Origin of the sequence: Altericista sp. CCNU0014 (genome assembly GCF_044923475.1) — a bacterium.
GTDB lineage: Bacteria > Cyanobacteriota > Cyanobacteriia > Thermosynechococcales > Thermosynechococcaceae > JAAURS01.
The window spans coordinates 2,015,686-2,033,468 of the sequence record NZ_CP137338.1 but is presented as its reverse complement, the minus strand read 5'-3'; the positions used below and the strand labels follow the sequence as shown (position 1 = coordinate 2,033,468).

Genomic DNA, 17,783 nt, shown 5'->3' with positions numbered 1-17,783 from the left:
TCAATTTCTAAATAAAATTTATAAAATAGCGAGAATTTTATAGCGAGAATGTTCAAGATTGCTTTTGACGCAATAAATTCATCTTTATCAGCGTGGCCTTAGCACCAGTCATGCGCGCGTAAATTAAACTTTTGCCGTCATGGATCGTCAGATTGACCGTTGCGCTGGTTTCGGTCAGCGCTTTGATTTTTGTCGTCACAAAAAAGGGGTTGTCAGTTGGGATTTCTGCAAACTGCTCGTACTGTCCCACCTCGGCAGGCAAGCACGCTTTTTGGTGGAAATGCTGCGTCCAAACCCAGAGCGGATGCATGCTGAGGTCAACAATGTAGGGGTTGACCGTTTGAATAGGGAACTGTCCCTGTTCGCGTTCCGCAAGGCTTTTCCAGGTTGCTTGGGCGGTAATGCCTTCCAGGTCGATGTGGATAATGCGATCGATGCCCTGAAATGCGGGGCCGTGAAATAAGCCCGAGTCTCCCGTGCGGTAGAAGGATTCAATGGGGATTTCAAGCAACCGATCGGGAGTAAGATTCAAGCCTTCATCGGTGTTGAAGACATTACACTGGCCCCCCCAGCCCCCCAATTCTGGGGGGAGAAATCCAACATCTCGGGTCGATCTCCCCCCAGAATTGGGGGGTTGGGGGGGCGAATGCAGTGGGGAATGCAACTGTTCATACAGGGTTTCGGTGGGAGCAACCAAACCCTGTTTCAGCAACTGAATTTGACTAGTGTAATGATAGTGAGTTTTACCAGCAGTCGTTTTGCTCCAAATTTTGGCTTCAAATTCTATGAATTGAGTGTCAGTTTTAGCAATTTCTTTGAGATCTAAAATATATTCATCGGCCAGAGTTTGGTCGAAGGGAATTCCTTTTAAAATTTTGAAATTTTTGCAGCTAAAAAATCGATAGCTGGGATAGCGCTGCTCGCAGGCATTAATCATCCAGGCCATTGCGCAAGTTGCGGGAAGCACTGGGTAACCCGCAATTTCGTGATCGAACAGAAACGGATTGTCTGCGAGTGTGAGATGTCGGCGGATTCGATAGGTCTGCAATTCGGGTTCTGGCGCGCGCTGAGGGCAGGGTAAGGGATTCCCGATGACGACCTGAGCAATGTCGCAATTGTGGCCGCTCAACTCCTGAAAAAGCAGTTGAGTCCCTGCTGCCACTGGAATGACCTCAACATTATGTTCGGCGTAGATTTTTTTGAGTTCTGGTGTCACCATGCCGCTGTCCCAGGGTCCCCAGTTGATGGCCACGACGTGACAGTTTGGATGCTGCCCCTTCAGCCGATGGGCCGATTTGTTGAGAATTTCGTTGGCGATCGCATAATCCGTCTGCCCGGCATTGCCGTAAAAGCCCGCGACGGAAGAAAACAGCACCAAATAATTGAGCTGCTCTGCGGGGACGCACTGCAATAGGTTTTCCAACCCCTGTACCTTGGCTGCATAGACCGTCTCGAAATCTTCGACGGTCTTCTTTTCGATCGCCTTATCCGCCAGATTTCCAGCGCCGTGCAAAATTCCCGAGATCGGTCCCCAGCGATGGATGACAGCAGCCACTCGAGCGCGCAGGCATTCTAAATCGGTCACGTCCGCGCTCAAATATTCTGCCTGCCCTCCCACTGCCTCGATTTCTCTGAGGGTATTGAGAATTTCCCTGCGGCTCGAAATTGCTTTAAATTTTGATTGGATTTCCTTGGGCGTCGGTTTGAGACCTTGTGCCCTAAAGTGTTCCAAAATCCGTTTCTTCAGTTCGGCCTCGTCGAAGCAACCCGCAGCCCAATCGGGTTCCGAATCGGCGATCTCCGAGCGGCCCAATAAAATCCAGCGGCCTCCATAGTCCTGGGCCAGACGGATCGCGCACTGGGCCGTAATGCCGCGAGCGCCGCCGCTGGCCAAAAAAACAGAAGAGGGTTCGATGTTAAAGGTGGAGGTCATAAATCAATCTCGATCCATTGCGTCCAGTGACTGAAAGCGTTCTGAAAGCGTGCTTAGCAAGTTAGGGTCGCTCGCCCTGCAGCACTGTAACCGACCTCGGCGATCGCCAAGTTGGGGTCGTGCAGTTCGGCCAGGATGGCGCGCGCGACCCGATCGGTCTCCAGCTCGGGACTGAAATCGATGGCTCGACAAAACACAGCAGGCCATTCGCGCGCGAGGGACTTCGTCAACCCGAATACCCCCCCTGCGATCGCGCTAAAGTCGCCCTGACGGCTCAACCCAAAAGTTCCATCTAACCAAGCCGCACTCAGAAAGCAACTGCGGCGGGTCCGAGCCGCCGTCGCGAGCGGCTGCTTCAGATGCTTCGCTAGCAGAAAGACCTGCTGGAGAAGGGTCTTTTCCGCCTTTGCAGAGGCGCGATCGTCCCCTGACAGTAGGGGCGATCGCGGATGCAGGTGGATGAAGGTATCGATAGGGCCGTAGGTTGACATCAGGGTTGCGAGTTGGTGTTGGAGATGGGCTTCGGTCAGGTCTGCGAGTTCGACCCGAACCGCACCTTCTGGAAGAGACGAGCGGTGGGGAACCAACGCAAGGGGGAAACTTAATACGACGACCGTCGTACCTTGCTGGGCGAGGGCGTCTGCCAGTCGTGCGGTTGTCGCAGAACCGTCGTCCGTAAGCAAACAAACGACGGGAGCGGGAAACGCCAACCAGTCCGGTGCGGGGAGAGGTCTCAGCCGGACGACACCCCGCCGAATGGAAGGAACTAGCTCGGGAGACTGGCAATCGGTTCTGGGAGAGTCAGATCTGGGAGAGTCAGATCTGGAATGTTCAGGTCCGAGATAGTCGTTTTTTTTTCCGCGGTGCGATCGCCGAGGAAATCCACAATTTGTCCGAGGGTGCGCAATTCGGCCAAGTCTTCCAGATTGGGCTGGGGGAGGTTAGGAAATCGCTCTTGCACGGCGCCCAGAATTTCAACGCGCTTGATCGAATCGATGCCCAAATCGGCCTCCATATCCATCTCGAGTTCCAGCATCTCGACCGGATAGCCCGTCTTCTCGCTCACGATCGCCAGCAAGCTCTGAGCCAAGGCTTTGACGTCGATGTCGGTATCGAGATCGGTATCGAGATCCGCAACGGTTGGGGTGGAATTTGAGGGCGAATGGAGCGCTAAAGGATGGGCCAAGTCCAACTCCGGCAGCGACACGGCTGTGTCGAGATGGGGCGCGATCGCAGTGGCGGTAGCCGTTTCGCGGTGCGACCCATTCCGCGATTCTGGCGGTGCCGTTACGGCATAGCTTGGACGAGATCCATTCCCGTTGCCATTCTCGAGCGGATCGAGTGCGGGAGGCTCTAGATTCTCAGGTTCGCGGGTCTCCTGCTCCTGCCGAATGGGGCTACCCTCCGGCTGCGAGCGTCCCGCTGACAGTTGCGCCATATAAGCCGCAATTTGCGCGAGGGTGCGGAGTTCTGCCAAGTCCTCTAAATTCGGCTGGACCGAACTGGGGAAGCGTTCCTGCAAAGCGCCCAGGATTTCGACGCGTTTGATCGAATCGATACCCAAATCCGCTTCCAAGTCCATCTCGAGTTCCAGCATCTCGCTCGGATATCCCGTCTTCTCGCTCACGATCGCCAGCAGGACGGATTCGAACTCGGCGACATCGACTGCCAGCGCTGGTGCGGGACTGGACGTTGCAGCAGCGGGCTGGGGTGGGTCGAGTTCGAGCGCTGGTGCGGGACTCTCCTGTCGAGCGAGGGCTGGCATCGCCGCGCCATTGTTTGCACCATTGTTTGCACCATTGTTTGCACCATTGTTTGAATCGTTGTATGACTCGCTGCCATCGTGCGATTTGCCGTTACGAGAAGGTTCCAGCGGGAATGCCCCCGATCCGACTGTTTCGAATGTATTGACAGTTGGAGCAGCAGGGCGTTCCGGGGTTGGCGGCACGAGGAGAGATTCTGGTGGCGTTGAGGGCAAGGCCACGGGAAGCCCATCCTCCAAGGGTTCCGTCGGCGGGTGTGCCGAGCTATTCCCCAGGAGCGCCCGATATTGGAACTCTGCCAGATGAAAGAGACTGCGAGCGTACTCAGTTTGGCGATCCAGCGATCGCCCGTGCAGTTCCAGCGTTTGGGTCTGATGCTCGTGGAAATGCGTCAGATTGCGATCCAAACTCTGCAACACCGTCAACTGCGCGGCGTCGATCTCGCGACCGCCCCCTTTGGCAAAATTGGCATAGAGCGTGCCTTGCTGCTGGGCCAAGCTCCAGAAAAGTTTGGCATATTCCATCTGGTGGTTGAGGTACTGGGCGTGGACCTGCAACGTTTCGCTCTGATGCTGGCGCAGCTGGGCCAGACTGTCGTCTAAGTGCTGAAACAGGCGAGAACCGTCTAAAGAGGAGTGAGCCATAATCTGCGATTCCATTTCAGGGGGGGGCTGATGGGAGGGAGACACAGCAGGGGGGGGAAAGCCGTTCGTCGGACGAGAGGCTGGTGGCGCTCGATCTGCAATCGACCGCGCTACCACGGCAGGTTCCGGTTTAGAAGCGGTTGGCGCGGGCGCGGAAGGCCGCGCTGCTTCTGCGGAGTTGGCTGCCTTCACGGGTCGTCCGTTTTGCAACGCTTTCTCGAAAGCCAGTTTGGCTTTCTCGCTGACGTAGTTGCTCGCGCTCAAGCGCACGTTCAACGCCTTGTTGGGTTTAGCAACGGCTGTCGGCGACGGTGCCAGCGCATAAGGATCGATACTGCCGAGGGTCAAACCCGCAACCCGCAATTGCAAAACCGCTTCGCGCAACTGGCGATCGCTATCGTGCTGCGAGCTGGCATTGAGCGCCACTGCAATATGGGGAGAGTCGCCTAAAATTTCTTTGACCAGATGGGTCAGGGTCGCCTTGGGGCCGAACTCGATAAAACAGTAGCCACCCTCGGCATAAATGGTTTCGATCTCCCGCTGAAACTGCACCCGATTCAACAAATGATCCTTGAGAATTTTCTGAATCGCAGTCGGATCGTCTGGATAGCGCTGCCCCGTCGCATTGGTATACACCGGCAGTTGGGGCGGCCCGAACCGAACCGCCTCGATAGCCTTAGCGAAGGGTTTTTGAGCGTAGGCGACCAGCGGCGTATGGAAGGCAGCCGCCACCGGAAGGAGGGTCGCCATTTTGTCTTGGCGTTGTAATTGCTGCTGGAGCGTTTCGATGGCCGAGCGGGTTCCCGCCAAGACCACCTGCTGCGGTGAATTCAAATTGGCGATCGCCACCTGCGGCAAATCTCGGACGATCGCTTCCACTTGACTCGACGCCATTTTGACAGCCATCATGGCCCCCGCATCGGCATCAGTTGCGGGCGGCGTCGCCATCGCTTGCCCCCTCGCCCGCACTAAGGCAAAGTAATCCTCATCGCTGAGCACCTTTGCCGCCCAAAGCGCGGTCAACTCGCCAAAACTATGACCCGCCACAAAGTCGGGTTTGAATCCAGCCCGCTCTAGAATTTTGAACAACCCGGCACTCAAGGCACCAATGGCAGGCTGAGCGTACTCGGTGCGGCGCAACCGTTCGACTTGAGGCATGCGGGCCTCTTCCGTAAAGACGGGGGGTGGAAACGCGACCTCAGAGATGGGCGTTTCGCCCTGCTGGAGATACAGGCGATCTAGGGCGCTATAGGTTTGCTGTATCTCAGGAAAGTTCATGGCCAGCTCCCGCCCCATATTGAGGTACTGGGAACCTTGTCCGGAAAACAGCGCCACTACTTTTCCCTTGAGGTTCAAGCCCGTTTCCCAGAAGTAAATTCCCTTTGGGTGCTCCCACGCCGATACATCCGGCTGCTTCTCCAGCCAATCGATCGCGATCGCCAGTTTGTGGCAGGCTTCCTCTAGGGACTCGGCAATAAATCCCAGTCGGGCGCTGGCTTCGGGAATCTCAGCCGATTGGCACGCTTCCACAAAGGCCGAATAAGCAGTCTTGCCCGTCTCTAATTGGAATTGTTCCAACGCAGCCTTACATTCGGCCAACAGTCGAGCGGGGGTGGAGGCGCACAGCACGACCGATGCAGGTCTCCGGTGAAGGCGATAGGGCTGTGCGGATAGCGCCGGACGGTTGCGGTTGCGATCGCCCCCATGCTCCTCCAGCAGCATGTGAAAATTCGTGCCGCCAAACCCAAAGGAACTGACGCCAGCCCGTCGCGGTCCCTGCTCCGGCGAACGAATCCAAGGTCTCGCCTTCGTATTCAAATAAAACGGCGATCGATCGAGATCTAACTTCGGATTGGGCGCTTCGATATTGATCGTAGGCGGTAGGATTTTGTGGTGCAGGGCCAACGCGACTTTAATAACGCTGGCAGCACCCGCTGCCGCCTTGGTGTGCCCGATCTGGGATTTGATACTCCCCAAGGCAATGGACTGTTTGGCCGACTGGCGATCGCTAAAAAACTGCTTCAGCGCTTCAAATTCCGTCAGATCTCCGGCAACGGTTCCCGTGCCGTGGGCCTCGATTAAACCCATACTCGCCGGCTCGAATCCCGCATCCTGGTAGGCCCGCTCCAACGCCTTCACCTGACCCTCCACGCGGGGTGCGTAGATGCTCTTAAAGCGTCCGTCGCTAGAGGTGCCAATACCCTTAATGACGGCATAAATGCGATCGCCATCTCGTTCGGCATCCTCCAAGCGCTTCAGCGCGACCATCCCGATGCCTTCTCCCAGCAAAATGCCGTCTGACTGCGCGTCGAAGGGTCTAGATTGCTGAGTTCTCGAGAGCGCGGGCGTTTTACTAAAGCAGAGGTAAGTCAAAATACTATTATCCGTATCCACCCCGCCCGTCAGCATTAAATTGGCGCGATAGTCCGTCAATTCGCTAATGGCCATTTTGAACGCCGCCAGAGAACTGGCGCAAGCAGCATCGACCGTACAGTTCATCCCACCGAGATCCAACCGATTCGCAATGCGTCCGGCCACGATATTTCCGAGCAGTCCCGGAAAGGCATTCTCGTTCCACTCCACGTAAGCCAGCTTAATTTTTTCGATAACGGCTTGCGTTTCCGATTCGGACAACCCGCTCTGCTTGAGGACCCTTTCCCAAATCGGATATTGCAGTCGAGTGGATAAGGGCGTCGCCAACTGACGACCGGCAGTCACGCCTAAAATAATTCCCGCTTGCTCGCGGTTAAAATTGCTCGACTCGCCGTATCCCGAATCTTCCAATGCCTGCTTGGCCACCACTAACGACAGCAACTGGGAAATGTCGGTAACTTCCAGCAAATTGGGCGGCAACCCGAATTCCATAGGGTTGAAGTCGAGCTCGCGAATAAAACCGCCGCGCTTACTGTAAGTCTTGTCTGGAGCGTTGGGGTCTGGATCGTAGTAATCTTCCGCATTCCAGCGCGAGGGAGGCACTTCAGCAATGCAATCGACCTCATGCAGGATATTTTCCCAGTACTCCTGCAAGTTGTCGGCTTGCGGAAATAGAGAAGCCATGCCGACAATGGCAATGGGCGTTTGTTTCAATTGTCGGTTAACCTGACCGGAATAAATCGATTCGGGAGTCATGGTTTTCTTCGCCTGTATTAACTCGATTACGGTCTCTTCGCACTTGCCTATCTGAGACTTCAAGCATTTCAACTCGGACAGAATACGAGTAGAAGACATAAGTTTGATCCTCATCGCTTCGATGAGCGAACCCTGGCCCCAAGTTCTTGCGAACGCATGGGCTTCAACTCTGCAATTTTTTGTGGCGACATTGACACTATCGGCCCCTATCGGCAGATAGAGCGGTACCTCTGCTGCCTAAAATTAGCTAAACCCCGATCGAATCAGGGATTAGGCAGCTCATTTCACTATCTACAGCCCTAGCCAGCCAAACCCGCACTCGCTTGCGCAGGCTGTGCCTATCGGCTATGCCACGCCGATCTTTTGCCGAATCCTTAAAAGAGATTGGCGGAAGGCATGCGAGCGGTTCTTTCAAGCGTTCTCTTTGCTGCTGCCATGCAGCGGCGGGCGCTATAGTAAAACGCTCTAACCACTTAGAGGAAAAATTATTAACAAAGCTTAGAACGTATGGAAATCCAATAAATAATGCCATAATCGTGGCAGCCTCCTTTCTGGGGGATTAAAGCACCGTTCTCGCTTGCCGGCTGGGCGGTGCTTTTCGATCGGCTTAAGATTGACTCAATGGCCGATCTTTTAAAATCGCTCGATCTCTGCGATAGGTATCAAGAATCCAAAACCTTGGTTATCGGAAGGGCTAGATCGCTTGAGAATGGCGACAGTAAGGGGAAACACGCTAACAGCTTAAAAATTTTTTGAATGGGTTGCGATAACAACTAGTAATACTTCTTATAGAAGCCATAGCTTTGAGCTATAAAATTCTTTCGAGTTGCTCGATCTATCTCGATCTATATTTATCGACGATCGCGAATAGGTTGGTGATGCGCTCGTCGATCGCTGCCATTAATATACTAGTTTTTAATGCAACAGGCGAGAAAGGTTGGATGTTTTTCGTGCCTAAAACGGTTCACCATTATAAAGTCCTCCATATATCTTTTTATAGGTGGTAAGTTGATTTTCCTCATAGTAAAAAAATTGAGTAGGAGAATACGACTCTACCATTTGGAGAGCAGAAAATATAAACAGTACGATGACAATTCGAGCTAGCTAATTCTGAAAAAGCAAAACCCGACAAATAAATACATGCACTCAATACCGAAGACACTTCTCCAGTAACCCGGCTTAATGCAGTATTAACCCCCCTAATGGTCTCAGAGACTGCTTCTTCAAGCATCTCTCAGCTTCAAACGCAGCAGCAGGAAGCGGCGATTGAAGCTGAAATTAGTAGAAATCTATCAAAGACCAGTTCGCCATAGGTAACAAACCCCTTCTTATTCAAAATAAGCTCAGAAAAATTCCAGGCATACTATATATCGAAGGATTGAATCGATCTTTCCGGCTTTCCGGGAGCTTCTTCAAAATCTGTCTCAGTGCACTCTCTGGCGTCTTCTGAGTTCAAAATTTTAAATTGACGGCCTTGTATCAAGCTCTAGACGCAAGCCTTCCGTACATTAAAAAGTTGACCTAGCAAGAACAATGATGTAGATCGTAGAAAGGAACGCAAAGCTCGAACAGAGAACTTTAAAGAAAGTTTCAAGGTTTACCTTAGGCCAATATAGAGGAGTCCATCTTTAAAGTATGTAATTTGGATCACAGTTCTGTAACTTAGTCTTATATTAGAAGCAATTTTTCGACTGACTTCAATTCTATGCTGCACCGCACCGAGCTTAAGCCTCTTAATGCATGCAAACTCAATCCTTAGGGCGTTTGCACCAAAAGAATGAAGATATTTATATCTACCAAAAGGAATAAAGGTCTCTTTGCCTCACCCTACACCTGCTTAGGTGCAAATGGCAAATTTAGAAATTTTGAGTTCTCTATTCTTACAAACACCAACCTTCCCAAGCTAGCTTCAGAAAACTGAATTTTTCCATACCTTGAAAATATAATGTTCTATGTATGGTGAGGTTGGGGAGTTCTATTTGCTTTCGAGCTGGGGCCCCCTGAGGTTTAAATCCATAAATATCGATTAGATATCGACTGAGGAACCGAACCCAAACACTGCTTGCAGTTCGCGCTCGCAATCTACACTCCATTTATTATGCAAGTTTTGTATAAACTAATACCAAAGTATTGCTTGAATGTAAATTCCCGCCATCGCTGTCCTAAGAGACTAAAACAGTCTTGGACCCGCGAAGAAATTTATCTTAAGGCTCTGCCCAAGGGCCTTTCGAAAGATCTGGAGTAACTGGCTAGATGAATTCTTGTATGTTTTTTTGATATTTCCCATACGGCTTTAAGCTGAAAGGCACCATTCAAAACTATTTCAGGGGTACTACTTTAGAATTACCTTAGCTGACAACCTTCAATATCTAGTTCTTTGAAGAAATGGTTTTGTGCTATTGGCCGTATAGTTGACCGTCTAGTTCTCTATTAAGGAGGAACTTCAAATGACAGGGAAAAGAAGCAGTCGCAATAAGGTCCAAAGATTTTACTGTCCCCATTGCACCCAGCGTCTCTGGCGGCTAGGAGGTGTCAAACACTACCTCCTCGATGTAAAAATAAGCGATCCCAAGCAGAACTCATGGGCTTCCTCTCGCGAGGCAGGTGCAACCTCGGACAAAAAGAAAGCTGTTGCTCCGCATCAGAATGCGGATAAAAACAGATGGATTGAGGCGTTTCACTGTCCCGACCACGGAAAAATGTGGATGCTCGTCTGTCAAGACTCGAACGACGGCCTGAGTGCGTCACTTGCACCTGCCTCCGAATGGCAGCATTTGACGGCTATCGATCGCTCCAAGGTTTCCGGCCCTTCTGGAGATCGGATCCGTCGCCCTATCGGTCGCCGAGCGAACGTACGGGTTAGGGCGCCAGAAAATTAGCTTCAGTTTTAGATTTTAGAAGTTCAGATTTTAAAAATAACTCGAGCGACAAAGCTCTGCCCGATCAAGTGCCAAAAGCGCGATCGCCCGCATCTCCCAGTCCCGGAACGATAAACCCGTCTTCGTTCACGATCTCGTCAATAGTGGCTGTGTAGATCTCAAGCGTAGGGTAAGTCTCTGCCAATTGCTTGAGGGCTGGGGGAGCTGCAACCACGGAAATGATGCGAATCAGGCTGGGATTTGCCTGGCGGCGCGTCAGCTCTTCCATCGCCATCATGATGGAGCCGCCCGTTGCGAGCATCGGTTCGCAGATTAAAATTCGCGTTTGGGGGTCTAAAGCCTTTGGCAATTTATTAAGATAGCAAGATGGCTGCAACGTTTCTTCATTGCGGACTAGCCCTAAATGATAGGTAGAAGCCCTCGGCATTACCGCCTGCGCTCCGTCCAGCAGAGTCAGCCCTGCCCGCAAAATTGGCACTAGTGCAATGGGTATTGTAGGGGAAACTAGGGTTGCAGGTGTCGGCCCTAAAGGCGTTTCGACGATCGTATCCTCTGTCGGAATCCAGTCGCCCCGCATGGCCTCGTAGGTCAGCCAATAGCCGAGTTCTTTAAGCGCCGTTCTAAACAGCACGCCGGGCGTGTGTGTATCGCGAGCGATCGCCAACCAATGCTTGATAAGCGGATGGGGTGGCACGAAGATTCGCAACTGTAGGGCCATAGGCTGCTCGGGTACTGCTGTTGAAATGGTGCCATTAGTGGCAACCTCTGCATTATCCTACGCCGGAGTTCGTTCGATCGAAAGCGAGCTAAATTTATTTTATTGACAATCTTTTTCAATAAAGTTATTCTGAGCTTTATAGAGATCGTGTTCTCCTCTCTACAAGAATCGGCAGGTGGATTCTAGATCTAAACATCTAGAGTCCACTTTTTTTCGATCGATTTGCGCTTTGGTGCGTCAGGTTAGGGGGTAAAAAATCCGATGCATCTTGGAAAGACTTTTGGTGCGTCGCTATCGCTGCCGCGAAGAGAGATTCCGCTTCGAGGTTAAATTCTAAAATCTCTGGGAGTCCCATTTCAGGCCCGTCGTTCGAGGCGGTTTGACGCCAAGACGCGAGAAGGTCGTCGGTTTGAAAAGAGCCGCAGTGCCCTGTTGTCACCAATCTGGCTAGGTGTTCGCTATTGAAGCGATAGGGGCTATAGGCCCAATGTTGGTGGAACATCTCGATGGCGCAATGCAAGGCCGCTGCGATCGCCGTTTGCGGTTGTGGCTCTACCCATTTTGCCAAGCGATGCTGGCGGCGACTGATGAGTTCTAACGTCAATATTCCAGCAGAATCGCCTGGCGTCCATCGAAGGGCGACCTCTTCCGAGAGCTGGACCGCGTATTGCAGAAAGTCCTCAACGGTGCGATCGCGGCGATAGACGAGCTGCCCGAACTGAGGGTTGTCTCGATGCCGATCGACCCAATCGTGCAGGTCGACGGTCGATTGAGAGGCTCGAACGGTCCTGATTCGGTTCTGGCTGCCCTCGTTGTGGCCTTGATTTGAGCGCAGATCTAACCAAGCTCGATAGGCCGCGCGCCAGCTGGTAGACTTAAAAATGGGCAGTTCGGCCTTCAGCGCCCAAATTTGAAAAAGCTCTGTCTGGAGGTCTTGCAGGAGATAAAACTCTTGGTGTTTATCCAAAACGACATGCTTTTCAAGGTTCGAAGATGCCTCTGTACAAAGGCTTTGAGTAATTTCTATTTCTGAAAGATCGACGCGATGCTCTAAACTCTGGTTTGAGCCAAAGTTTAGGGTTTCGCTGCCACGAACAAACCTATGGCGATCTAATTGAATCAGGCTGTCTGATGAATCCATACTGTATGCGATCGCAATGCAATGGGGAAGAGGAGTTAAACGATAGGGCGTTTAGCTTCTTCATTAGAGTGCCCGTTTAAAGTTTATTTCCGAATAAAAGTCTTTATTTTTCTGTCAATATTAATTGACGCAGACAAAACTATTTTTTATTTATATAAATAATAAAAAGATCCGTATTTCCTCGGAGGAAAGAGAAACCTAGAAAACATAGGTTTCTACTGCATTGAAAGAATGGGATTTTTGCCGCAGGATAAGTCTCTCCCATCAAACGCGAGCAATGCCGACCGAGCGATATCGGATGGGCGAACGGATCGAGCGGTGTCAAGCCCTTGGAACGTACGCATCCAGCGGGGTTCGATCGCTGTAAATTAGAAAATGGACCTATTGGAGGAATGCCGTGGCATCCACGAGTATCGAATCTAGACTGACGGAACTGCGCCGTTTGCTTCAGGCGGCAAGCTACGCCTACTACGCCCTAGATGCTCCCACGATGGAAGATGCCGTTTACGATCGGCTTTATCGAGAATTAGTCTCTTTAGAGGCTGCCCATCCCCACTTAATCTCTCCCGACAGCCCCACTCAGCGCGTCGGCGAAAAGCCCGTCGAGAGGTTCAATGCCGTCGCCCACCGCATTCCACTCTACAGCCTAGAAAATGCGTTCGATCTGGCCGACCTGCACGCTTGGGACGAGCGCTGGCGGCGGCTAGAACCCGATGTGCCGAAGCAAATTGAGTACGTGACCGAACTCAAAATTGACGGCTCTGCTCTAGCTCTGACTTACGAAAATGGCCTACTGGTCAGGGGCGTTACGAGGGGGGATGGCGTCAGGGGAGAAGACATTACGCCTAACGCGCGTACAATTCGCGCAATTCCGCTCCGCCTGAATTTAGCGCATCCGCCTGCCTGGATTGAGGTGCGCGGGGAGGCTTTTTTAGGGCTAGATATCTTTGCTCAGATTAACCGCGAGCGCGAGGAGGCGGGCGACGCTCTTTTTGCCAACCCTCGCAATGCCGCCGCCGGAACCCTCCGCCAGCTCGACTCGCGCATTGTGGCTCAGCGCCAGCTCGACTTTTTTGCCTATACGCTCCATATTTCCGAGGAAACCTCCGATCTGTCGCTCCCCTCCACGCAGTGGCAGAGCTTGGCGCTGCTACAAAAAATAGGCTTCCGCGTTAATCCCAACCGAGAATGCTGCGCGTCTTTGCCAGACGTCGAAACCTACTATCGAGACTGGTCTCTGCGCCGCCTTGACCTCCCTTACTTGACTGATGGCGTTGTCATCAAGCTCAATGACTTGGATTTACAAAGCCAGCTCGGCTTCACTCAAAAAGCACCCCGTTGGGCGATCGCCTGGAAGTACCCTCCAGAAGAAGCCCCCACTCAGGTCAAAAATATTGCGGTATCCGTGGGCCGCACGGGCGCTCTAACACCCGTCGCAGAACTCGCACCCGTGCAGTTGGCGGGTACCACTGTCTCGCGGGCCACGCTCCACAATCGCGATCGCATTGCCGAGTTAGACGTTTGGATTGGCGATACGGTTGTGGTGCGTAAAGCAGGAGAAATCATTCCTGAAGTGGTTAGGGTTTTAAAGGAACTGCGCCCTGCGGAGGCCAAACCCTTTGAAATGCCCACCCACTGCCCCGTTTGCGGAGAAATTGCAGTACAGCCTACCGATGAAGCTGTAACCCGCTGCGTCAATAGCCTCTGCCCGGCCATTTTAAAGGGAGCGCTCGTTCACTGGGTGAGCCGAGGGGCGATGGACATTGACGGTATGGGCGAAAAAATTGTCGATCGCTCGATCGAGCAAGGTCTGATCCATTCCGTAGCCGATCTTTATACCCTCACTGCAGAGCAGTTTGTCAACCTCGAGCGCATGGGACGGCGATCTGCGGAGAAATTAATGAAGGCGATCGATGCTTCTAAAACGCGTCCTTGGTCTAGGGTGCTCTACGGCTTGGGGTTGCGCCATGTGGGGAGCGTTACAGCTCAAGCTTTGGCAGAGGCTTTTTTAAGCGTCGAGCAGCTCGGGAAAGCTGAGGTGGATGAAATTAGTGCAGTGTATGGAATTGGCCCAGAGATTGCCCAGTCGGTGTATGAATGGTTTCGGCTGCCCCCCAATCAAACGCTCGTGATGCAGCTCAAAGCCGCAGGCTTGCAGTTGTCCGCAGAGCGCGCTCATCCCGACGGCCCGCAACCGCTAGCTGGTAAAACTTTTGTCATTACAGGTACGCTACCTACTTTGAAACGAGAGGAGGCAAAGGCGCTGATCGAGCGGGCTGGGGGGAAAGTAACTGGCTCGGTCAGCAAAAAGACTGACTTTCTGCTGTTAGGGGAAGAGGCCGGCTCCAAACTGGAAAAAGCACAAGCTTTGGGAATTCCACAGTTGAGCGAGGAACAGTTTTTTACGCTCCTCTCCAGAAAGGCTATGCTCTAATTTGTTATCTAATCTACCATAAGGGAAATTCAAATCATTGCCTTCGGGCGAAGATTTATAATACGTGCTAATAGATGCGTGGTGACTTAAAGTTGAGTCAATATGACTTAAAGTCAAGTTAATATTTTAAAAAGTTCCTGCCTATACTTTTAATATATAGAGAGTTGAGGGCAATAAAATTGTATTATTTCAAGTTGACTCATACTAGATCTTAAATCCATTTTAAGAAGCCACTGCTCATTTAGTTGCTGGTTGGCTCGCTTTAATTCATTGTGATTATCTAAAAAAATAGTGAAATAAAAATGAAAATTTCAGAAATTTTAGTTATGACAGGAACTATAAGAGTTGGAAATACATACTCTGTAGCAATCAAAGATCCGGATGAAAGATTATTTCAATATTTATGTAGTCTTGTTTCATGGATTAAATTTACCAGTATTGAAAAAATTGTTTTTTGCGAAAACAATAACACTTCTTATGATTTCAAGAAACTTATTAGATTTGCAGAAAGTGAAGGGAAAAATTTAGAAATACTGATTTTCAATGGAAACGATGGCGCACGAAAATATGGAAAAGGCTTTGGAGAGGGTACGATCATGGAGTATATTGTTAAAAATAGTAGATATTTTTCTCAATCCAAAAGTTTTTATAAAATAACTGGACGCTTATTCGTAGAGAATTTTGAGGAGATAAGAAATAAACATGCTCAGTTTGATAATGTGTTCAAAACTCCTGGATTTTTACTTCAAGGATATAAAAGATGGTGGGATCCAAGGAACATTAAGTACAAATGTAACATGTACTTATTTTCTTTAAGATTTAGAGGTTTTAAGAACCCCAACTATATCAATAATAATGTTGCAACTTATTTCTATAAATCAAATACGGTATTCTTTAAAGAGAATTTACTATATTCGTACAAGAAAGTTAATGAACGTGCGCCCTATTGGTTAGAACACGCATATTATGACGATCTTGCAAAAAATAATTTTCAGAACATGCTTGATGAACCTAATATTGTTGGGAAAAGTGGAAGCAATGGTTCATTGGTCAATAATTTAGATTATAATGATACCATCAAAAATATAGCAGCAAAATTTTTAAATACTTAAGATGATTGTCCGTGAGTCCTATAAATTTTCGAAAAATTTCTCAGTTCTGATGCCTGAAAAGGGCCAATTCAAGCCTAGCGTGGAACAGTTGCTCAAGACTGCTGTTCATTTATAAGGTTAAGCCAATTTCCCGCTCAAAGCGTATGCTCTCTAAACTGCGATCGCCATACACGCCCTCAATTTGTTCCCGACAGCAGTCAATGGCAAAGTCGTTTAGCTCTTCTGGCTCGATGCCAAACATGCGCGAGAAGGTATCCGGGCGTACTTGACAAAAGCTGGGGCGATCGTCGTAGACCTGGCATTTGCGGGTCGATTTATCGAAGTGGATGCACCAGCCATCTTCCCCTACCAAGCTCAGGTAAAGCGCAAGCTCCTCTCCAGTAAGGTATTCTGGCAGGTCCGGGCGATCGCCAGGGTCGAGCTGGCAGCAAGCTCCGCAATTTTGCACGCATTTCCAGGTTGCCATCGTTCGTTCAGCTCCCGTAACCCACGATCGTCCGCTACAAGCTTATCCTTTAGCCGAGCACATTCAAAGGCTTGAGTCCTCAACGCGCATGTAATTGTCGCTCTACTTATCACGGCTTAATCAGCAAGCGGCGATAAACAACAATCTTAATAAATTATTAAGTTGTAGTTTAAATTACAAAGGCAAAATGTATTTCTCTGAATAAAAAATAATCTCAATCAAAACCTGTCCAAATCCATAGCTCGATCTCACTCATTTGTGTAATAATCATTCACAATGTAAGTGTAGAAATACATGTACGTTGTGGATCTAGTGCAATAGGGGGATCGATGAAAGAAATACTTGCATTCATTGAAAAGAAGAAGTATGAGTTTTCTCAGTTACCATTCTTTGAGTATTTACGCGACCAGAGCATTAACCCAAGGCAAAGATTAGCCTTTGCACCATGTGCTGCACCCTTCATCATGAGCTTTGGGGAATTAAATCGATCGGTTTTCCGCGATGAGCCGACTGATGACCCAATTCAAAAAATTATTAATAAGCATACCTACGAAGACGATCATCATTGGATGTGGTTTCTAGAGGATCTAGAAAAGTTGGGCTTTAATAAACCGGAGCTTTTCAGCAAAACATTAGAGTTCTTGTGGGGGTCAGAAACACAGATTTCTCGTCGATTAGTCCACCAGCTCCATCAATATACTTGCGAAGCGAAACCCATTCAAAGGTTGATCGTTATCGAAGCAGCAGAGTCAACAGGTAACGTTTTCTTGGCTGCTTCTTCACAAACCATCCGCGATCTTCAAAATATAACTGCACCCGAAGAATATCAATACTTTGGAGCCAGTCATTTAATAGTCGATACAGGACATACTTACTGCTCGCCTAAATCAAAGCAGTATATCGAAAGTATTAAAGTGACTGAACCCGAGAGAAAATATTACTTCGAGCTAATCGAAAAAGTTTTCGTAGTTTTCACGGAATTTATTGATGAGTTGTTTGCATATGCAAAAACTCATTCCATAGAAGACATCACACCATTTTTGCCGACAAACTTCAAACCTATTGGAGCTTATCTGCTTGAATCTGGATTGATAAATTCTCACCAACTACAACATGCTCTGATACAACAAAAATCGACTCCTCTATCTTTAGGTCAGATTGTTGCCAGTCAAGGTTGGGTCAAACAGCAGACTATTGAGTATTTGGTAGAAAAAGTCATAGAGTCAGAGCGCCAGATGGGGACAGCGAGTTCTCCATCTTTTGTAAATCATCTAGAGTCTCAATGGCTTAATGATTCAAGCTCGTCCCGCACTCAAGCGGCTACAATATCTAAATCTAATCCATCGATGAAGCTAGGTGATTATCTTCTTGAGGCTGCTTTAGTCAATACCGAGCAACTAAAAGCAGCCATTGAAGAGCAAAAGCTTACCGCATCTTCCACCCCTCTAGGAAAAATTTTGGCAGATAAAGGCTGGGTCAAACAGCAAACTGTTGAATATTTGATGGAAAAAGTTGTTATCCCTGAGCGAGAATTAGCATTGCGGAACTAACGTCATATATTTTG

Annotated in this window: 10 protein-coding genes; 4 read left to right on the top strand and 6 right to left on the bottom strand. The window is 49.9% G+C overall.

From position 1 onward, the window contains the following. Positions 1-52: 52 nt before the first annotated feature. Genes R6H26_RS09985 through R6H26_RS09975 form a run of 3 tightly spaced genes read right to left on the bottom strand, consistent with a single transcriptional unit; the run spans position 53 to position 7,568 of the window. Complete coding sequence (locus tag R6H26_RS09985; RefSeq protein ID WP_404790306.1) at positions 53-1,933, bottom strand: SDR family NAD(P)-dependent oxidoreductase; 1,881 nt, start codon at positions 1,931-1,933, stop codon at positions 53-55. Between the two features lie 53 nt (positions 1,934-1,986). Further along, entirely contained in the window at positions 1,987-2,643 is a 657-nt protein-coding gene (locus R6H26_RS09980; RefSeq protein WP_404790305.1) for a hypothetical protein, read from the bottom strand. 56 nt (positions 2,644-2,699) lie between these two features. Further along, entirely contained in the window at positions 2,700-7,568 is a 4,869-nt protein-coding gene (locus R6H26_RS09975) for a beta-ketoacyl synthase N-terminal-like domain-containing protein (protein WP_404790304.1), read from the bottom strand. 2,348 nt (positions 7,569-9,916) lie between these two features. On the opposite strand from R6H26_RS09975, the gene R6H26_RS09970 reads away from it, so the two are divergent. Beyond that, positions 9,917-10,348 carry a hypothetical protein gene (locus R6H26_RS09970; RefSeq protein WP_404790303.1) on the top strand — a complete coding sequence of 144 codons (432 nt, stop codon included), beginning with the start codon at positions 9,917-9,919 and terminating at the stop codon, positions 10,346-10,348. Between the two features lie 64 nt (positions 10,349-10,412). Here R6H26_RS09970 and upp read toward each other — a convergent pair whose 3' ends face one another. Further along, complete coding sequence (gene upp / locus R6H26_RS09965; RefSeq protein WP_404790302.1) at positions 10,413-11,066, bottom strand: uracil phosphoribosyltransferase; 654 nt, start codon at positions 11,064-11,066, stop codon at positions 10,413-10,415. A 196-nt stretch (positions 11,067-11,262) separates the two neighbouring features. After that, positions 11,263-12,207: a hypothetical protein gene (locus R6H26_RS09960; RefSeq protein WP_404790301.1), complete on the bottom strand. Its 945-nt coding sequence runs from the start codon at positions 12,205-12,207 to the stop codon at positions 11,263-11,265. A gap of 397 nt (positions 12,208-12,604) precedes the next feature. Between R6H26_RS09960 and ligA the strand changes: the two genes are divergently transcribed. Both ligA and R6H26_RS09950 read left to right on the top strand, forming a co-directional pair. Then, positions 12,605-14,641, top strand: coding sequence for an NAD-dependent DNA ligase LigA (ligA, locus tag R6H26_RS09955; protein ID WP_404790300.1), 2,037 nt, complete (start codon positions 12,605-12,607; stop codon positions 14,639-14,641). A 302-nt stretch (positions 14,642-14,943) separates the two neighbouring features. Next, the gene (locus R6H26_RS09950) at positions 14,944-15,753 is read left to right on the top strand and encodes a hypothetical protein (RefSeq protein WP_404790299.1); all 810 of its coding nucleotides are present in this window, start codon (positions 14,944-14,946) and stop codon (positions 15,751-15,753) included. 109 nt (positions 15,754-15,862) lie between these two features. Here the strand turns inward: R6H26_RS09950 and R6H26_RS09945 are convergent, their stop codons facing one another. Then, complete coding sequence (locus R6H26_RS09945; protein ID WP_404790298.1) at positions 15,863-16,219, bottom strand: YkgJ family cysteine cluster protein; 357 nt, start codon at positions 16,217-16,219, stop codon at positions 15,863-15,865. 329 nt (positions 16,220-16,548) lie between these two features. Between R6H26_RS09945 and R6H26_RS09940 the strand changes: the two genes are divergently transcribed. Then, a complete protein-coding gene (locus tag R6H26_RS09940) occupies positions 16,549-17,769 on the top strand; it encodes a hypothetical protein (protein ID WP_404790297.1) in 1,221 nt (406 codons plus the stop codon). Positions 17,770-17,783: the final 14 nt, after the last annotated feature.

Excerpts from the sequence above, each read along its gene's own strand:
- R6H26_RS09950 (WP_404790299.1), top strand. The coding sequence starts at position 14,944 with ATGAAAATTTCAGAAATTTTAGTTATGACAGGAACTATAAGAGTTGGA.
- R6H26_RS09985 (WP_404790306.1), bottom strand. The coding sequence starts at position 1,933 with ATGACCTCCACCTTTAACATCGAACCCTCTTCTGTTTTTTTGGCCAGC.
- R6H26_RS09945 (WP_404790298.1), bottom strand. The coding sequence starts at position 16,219 with ATGGCAACCTGGAAATGCGTGCAAAATTGCGGAGCTTGCTGCCAGCTC.
- R6H26_RS09940 (WP_404790297.1), top strand. The coding sequence starts at position 16,549 with ATGAAAGAAATACTTGCATTCATTGAAAAGAAGAAGTATGAGTTTTCT.
- R6H26_RS09970 (WP_404790303.1), top strand. The coding sequence starts at position 9,917 with ATGACAGGGAAAAGAAGCAGTCGCAATAAGGTCCAAAGATTTTACTGT.
- upp (WP_404790302.1), bottom strand. The coding sequence starts at position 11,066 with ATGGCCCTACAGTTGCGAATCTTCGTGCCACCCCATCCGCTTATCAAG.
- R6H26_RS09960 (WP_404790301.1), bottom strand. The coding sequence starts at position 12,207 with ATGGATTCATCAGACAGCCTGATTCAATTAGATCGCCATAGGTTTGTT.
- R6H26_RS09975 (WP_404790304.1), bottom strand. The coding sequence starts at position 7,568 with ATGTCTTCTACTCGTATTCTGTCCGAGTTGAAATGCTTGAAGTCTCAG.